Annotated in this window: 6 protein-coding genes; 3 read left to right on the forward strand and 3 right to left on the reverse strand. The window is 72.5% G+C overall.

Features of this window, described 5'->3' with window-relative positions; genetic code table 11:
• Both ACWEVO_RS30505 and ACWEVO_RS30510 read right to left on the reverse strand, forming a co-directional pair.
• A partial coding sequence (locus tag ACWEVO_RS30505; RefSeq protein WP_452310926.1) for an SDR family NAD(P)-dependent oxidoreductase occupies nucleotides 1-143 on the reverse strand: 143 nt, incomplete at its 3' end.
• 62 nt (nucleotides 144-205) lie between these two features.
• Nucleotides 206-982 (reverse strand): lysophospholipid acyltransferase family protein, encoded by a 777-nt coding sequence (locus tag ACWEVO_RS30510; protein ID WP_452310921.1) that lies wholly within the window; start codon nucleotides 980-982, stop codon nucleotides 206-208.
• A gap of 177 nt (nucleotides 983-1,159) precedes the next feature.
• Between ACWEVO_RS30510 and ACWEVO_RS30515 the strand changes: the two genes are divergently transcribed.
• Nucleotides 1,160-2,572, forward strand: coding sequence for a cytochrome ubiquinol oxidase subunit I (locus tag ACWEVO_RS30515; protein WP_452310922.1), 1,413 nt, complete (start codon nucleotides 1,160-1,162; stop codon nucleotides 2,570-2,572).
• 14 nt (nucleotides 2,573-2,586) lie between these two features.
• Nucleotides 2,587-3,585: a cytochrome d ubiquinol oxidase subunit II gene (gene cydB / locus ACWEVO_RS30520; RefSeq protein WP_452310923.1), complete on the forward strand. Its 999-nt coding sequence runs from the start codon at nucleotides 2,587-2,589 to the stop codon at nucleotides 3,583-3,585.
• Between the two features lie 65 nt (nucleotides 3,586-3,650).
• Here cydB and ACWEVO_RS30525 read toward each other — a convergent pair whose 3' ends face one another.
• Nucleotides 3,651-4,082, reverse strand: coding sequence for a hypothetical protein (locus tag ACWEVO_RS30525; protein WP_452310924.1), 432 nt, complete (start codon nucleotides 4,080-4,082; stop codon nucleotides 3,651-3,653).
• Nucleotides 4,083-4,178: 96 nt separating this feature from the next.
• Between ACWEVO_RS30525 and ACWEVO_RS30530 the strand changes: the two genes are divergently transcribed.
• Nucleotides 4,179-4,625 carry a MarR family winged helix-turn-helix transcriptional regulator gene (locus tag ACWEVO_RS30530; RefSeq protein WP_452310925.1) on the forward strand — a complete coding sequence of 149 codons (447 nt, stop codon included), beginning with the start codon at nucleotides 4,179-4,181 and terminating at the stop codon, nucleotides 4,623-4,625.
• Nucleotides 4,626-4,695: the final 70 nt, after the last annotated feature.

Raw genomic sequence — 4,695 nt, forward strand, 5'->3', positions numbered from 1 at the left:
TTCCGATGTGGGCGCTGCGGGTGGGCGCGGGCGGGGTCGCGCATGGTGGCGACGGCCCGCCAGCCGGCGCGGGCCGCGCCCACGGCGGTCTCCAGCCCGATGCCGCTGGACGTGCCGGTGATCAGCACGACGGGTCCGCTCACGGCTGCCTCCTCGGGTGTCCCGGCCCGAAGGGTCTCATCGTCGGCGGCGGGGCGGGCCGGAATCAGCCGGACCGGTGCCGGCGGTGCGCGCGGGTGGTCTCCACCGGGCGGCCGGGGTCGACGTGGCGGGGCCGGTCGGGCTCGTCGGGGCGCAGCGCCACCAGATCCTCGGTGATCGCGTCGATGATCCGGTCGGTGGCCCGCCGGGCCGCCCCGGGCGTGCCGGGGTGCAGGTCGCGCAGGGCCACCGGCGCGCCGAAGTGCACCCGGATCGCCGGCCGGCGCGTGATCGCCCGGGCCAGCCCGCGCAGCATGCCCTTGGGCGCCCGGTACGGCAGCACCTCGTGCGAGCCCCACTGGGCGACCGGGACGACCGGGGCGGCGCTGGCGAAGGCGAGCCGGGCCGCGCCGGTCTTGCCCCGCTCGGGCCACATGCCGGGGTCCAGGCCGATGCGCCCCTCGGGGTAGACCAGGACGACCGAGCCGCCGGCCACGGCCGCGGCGGCGACCTCCAGGGCCGAGTGCACGGAGGTGGTGCCGCGGTCGACGCGGATGTGCCCGGCGCGGCGCATCAGCGGGCCGATCAGGGGGGCGCGGAACAGCCCGCCGGTGGCCATGATCCGTGGGTGGATGCCGCGGGCCCGGCAGGCGGCGGTGAGCACCACGGGGTCGAAGGGGCTGATGTGGTTGGCGGCCAGGATCAGCGGCCCGTGCCGCAGCGCGTCCGGCACGTCGCCGGTGACCTCGAGGCGGCCGAGCAGGCCGACGACGCCGCGGGCGAGCAGTTGCGCGGCGCGCCACAGCAGCGGCGCCCGCCAGGGGGTGGTCGGGGTGTCCATCAGTGCTGGATGGTCGCACGCCGGTGGGTGAGCCCGGGGTCCGGTCCCGGGCCGGGCGGCCGGGTGATCAAGGTCATTGGTCCCGGGCCGGTCGGGGCCCTCCGGCCCTGCCCGTTCTTCTACGACGCCGAGTAGTATCTACTACGTCTCGTAGTATGCACAGCTGGGGGGTTTCAGGTGGACGCGTTGGACGTCGCCCGCTGGCAGTTCGGTGTCACCACCGTCTACCACTTTCTCTTCGTGCCGTTGACCATCGGCCTGTCCATCCTGGTGGCCATCCTCCAGACCCTGTGGCACCGCACCGGCAACGAGCGCTACCTCAAGCTCACCAAGTTCTACGGCAAGCTCTTCCTGATCAACTTCGCGATGGGCGTGGTCACCGGCATCGTGCAGGAGTTCCAGTTCGGCATGAACTGGTCGGACTACTCGCGCTTCGTCGGCGACATCTTCGGCGCGCCCCTGGCCATCGAGGCCCTGGTCGCGTTCTTCCTCGAGTCCACCTTCATCGGGTTGTGGATCTTCGGCTGGGACCGGCTGCCCAAGCGGCTGCACCTGGCCGCGATCTGGGCCGCCGCGATCGGCACCAACCTGTCCGCGTACTTCATCCTCGCCGCGAACTCGTTCATGCAGAACCCGGTCGGCTACCGGATCAACCCCACCACCGGGCGCGCCGAGCTGACCGACTTCTTCGCCGTGCTGACCAACAAGGTCGCCCTGATCACCTTCCCGCACACCCTCTCCGGCGCGTTCCTGGTCGCCGGGTCGCTGATCGTGGCCGTCGGCCTGTGGCACGTCATCCGCAACCGCGACAGCGCCGACACCGACGCCTACCGCTTCGCCACCAAGTTCGGCTCCTGGGTGGTGCTGGTCTCCTCGGCGCTGGTGCTGTTCACCGGCGACATCCAAGGCAAGATCATGACCGAGGTGCAGCCGATGAAGATGGCCGCCGCCGAGGGCCTCTACACCACCGAGAGCCCCGCCTCGTTCTCCGTGCTCACCGTCGGCAGCCTCGACGGCAGCCGCGAGGTGTTCGCCATCAAGATCCCGTACCTGCTGTCGTTCCTCGGCACCGGCGACCCCAACGGCACCGTGCAGGGCATCAACGACCTGCAGGCCCAGTACGCCGCCCAGTACGGCGCCGGCAGCTACACCCCGATCATCCCGGTCACCTACTGGAGCTTCCGGTTCATGATCGGCCTCGGCCTGGCCGCCGCCGCGATCGCCCTGATCGTGCTCTGGACCCACCGCAAGGGCCGCACCCCCACCAGCCGGTGGCTGCTGCGCGCCGGCCTGGTCATGCCGCTGCTGCCGCTGCTGGCCAACTCCTTCGGCTGGATCTTCACCGAGATGGGCCGCCAGCCCTGGATCGTCTTCGGCGAGATGCTCACCCGCAACGGCGTCTCCCGCAGCGTCTCGCTGACCGAGGTGCTCACCTCGTTCACCGCGTTCACCCTGATCTACGCCACCCTCGCGGTGATCGAGTTCAAGCTGCTGGTCCGCTACGCCAAGGCCGGCGTCCCCGACGTCACCCCGACCCCCGCCGACGACGACACCGACGACGCCGAGCGCCCGCTGGCGTTCGCCTACTGATCCCGGAGCCCATCGTGGAACTGACCACCGTCTGGTTTCTCCTCGTCGCCGTGCTCTTCACCGGCTACTTCATCCTCGAAGGCTTCGACTTCGGGGTCGGCATGCTGCTGCCCGTGCTCGGCCGCGACGACCGGGAACGCCGCGTGATGATCAACACGATCGGCCCGGTCTGGGACGGCAACGAGGTCTGGCTGATCACCGCCGGCGGCGCCATGTTCGCCGCCTTCCCCGAGTGGTACGCCACCCTCTTCTCCGGCTTCTACCTGCCGCTGCTGCTGATCCTGCTGGCCCTGATCGCCCGCGGCGTGGCCTTCGAGTACCGGCACAAGCGGCCCGAGGCGGCCTGGAAGCGCCGCTGGGACCAGGCCATCTTCTGGGGCTCGGCCGTCCCGGCGCTCCTGTGGGGCGTCGCCTTCGCGAACATCTTCCGCGGCGTGCCGCTGTCGGCCGACCACGAGTACGCCGGCGGCCTGCTCGACCTGCTCAACCCGTACGCCCTGCTCGGCGGGCTGACCACCCTCGGGCTGTTCCTCACCCACGGCGCGGTGTTCCTGGCCCTGAAGACCAGCGGCGACATCCGCGCCCGCGCCGGCGCCCTCGCGGTCAAGGTCGGCGCCGGCACCGCCGTGGTCGCGGTGGCGTTCCTGGCCTGGACGCTCACCATCCGCTCCAGCGCCGCCGCCGTCGTGCTCGCCACCGGCGCCGCCCTGGCCCTGCTCGGCGCTCTGGCCGCCGCGACGGTACGCCGGGAGGGCTGGGCGTTCACCGGCACCGCGGTGGCCATCGCCCTGGCCGTGGCGACCCTGTTCGCCGCGCTGTTCCCCAACGTCATGCCGTCCACCCTGGACGCGGCCGGCACGCTGACGGCGATCAACGCCGCGTCCACCCCGTACACCCTGAAGATCATGACCTGGGTGGCCGTGGTGTTCACCCCGATCGTGCTGGCGTATCAGGGTTGGACGTACTGGGTGTTCCGCAAGCGGATCGGGGTACAGAACATCCCGCAACACTGATCGACCTGCGGGCGCGGGAAGACGCGGGGCCGGTGCGAGGGGGTCGCACCGGCCCCGCGGGGCGTTCACGCCCCGGTCGCCGCCAACTCGGCGTCGGCGCGCTGCTTGATCAGGGTGAGCAGGCGGCCCGCCGCCGCGAGCTCGGGGGCGGGGATGTCCCCGTACAACCGGGCGGTGATGCCGGCCACCGCGTCGCCGACGCGCCGCTGCACCGTCCGGCCGGCATCGGTGAGGGCCAGCCCGGCGCCGTCGGCGCGGAGCAGGCCGGCATGGACGAGGTCGTCGAGCGTGGCCCGGGCGGCCGGCTCGTCGATCTTCAGCGCGTCGGTCATCCGCCGCAGCAGGGCATCCCGGGCGAGCGCGCCGCCTTCGGCCGCTACGGCGTTCAGCGCCGCGGACTGGGGGAAGGAGATGCCCAGCCGCGTCAGGTGGCGTTCCAGCAGCGCCCGGGTCGCGTAGTGGGCCTGTCCGATGGTCTGGCCGTTCAGGGTGGTCACGTGACCCCTCCCGCATTCGTTGGTGCAACCAATGTTGGCTCGACCAACGTATCAGAAGTCGTTGGCCCGGCCAACGATCCTGGTACGGTCGACCCCATGGAAACCGGCACCCGCACCCCGGCCCGGCTGCGCGCCACCCCCAGCTGGCTGCTCACCCAGACCGCCACCCACGCGGGCCGGCTCGTCAGCGAAGGGCTCGCCGCCCGCGGCGCCCGCGGCTACCACTACCGGGTCCTCGCCGCCCTGGCCGAGTTCGGCCCCGCCAGCCAGGCCGACCTGGGCCGCCGCTGCGGCATCGACCGCAGCGACGTCGTCGCCGTCCTCAACGACCTCGCCGCCAAACAGCTCGTCCACCGCACCCCCGACCCGGGCGACAAGCGGCGCAACGTCGTCACCCTCACCGAGGCGGGCAGGCGCGAACTGCGCCGGCTGGAGGAGACCCTCGGCCGGGTCCAGGACACCCTGCTCGCCCCCCTGTCGGCTGCGGAACGCGCCGAGCTGACCCGGCTGCTGACCGTCCTGCTGGACCATCACAGCCGCTGACCGCGCCGGGTGGGGGCCCCCGGCCGGGGGGGGGCCGGGCCGGCGGGGGTGGGCGGCAGCGGGGGGGGAT

It is taken from the genome of Micromonospora sp. NPDC003776 (assembly GCF_053605645.1).

Bases quoted from the DNA above. Each gene is read 5' to 3' on its own strand.
- ACWEVO_RS30530 (WP_452310925.1), top strand. From the start codon at position 4,179: ATGGAAACCGGCACCCGCACCCCGGCCCGGCTGCGCGCCACCCCCAGC.
- ACWEVO_RS30510 (WP_452310921.1), bottom strand. From the start codon at position 982: ATGGACACCCCGACCACCCCCTGGCGGGCGCCGCTGCTGTGGCGCGCC.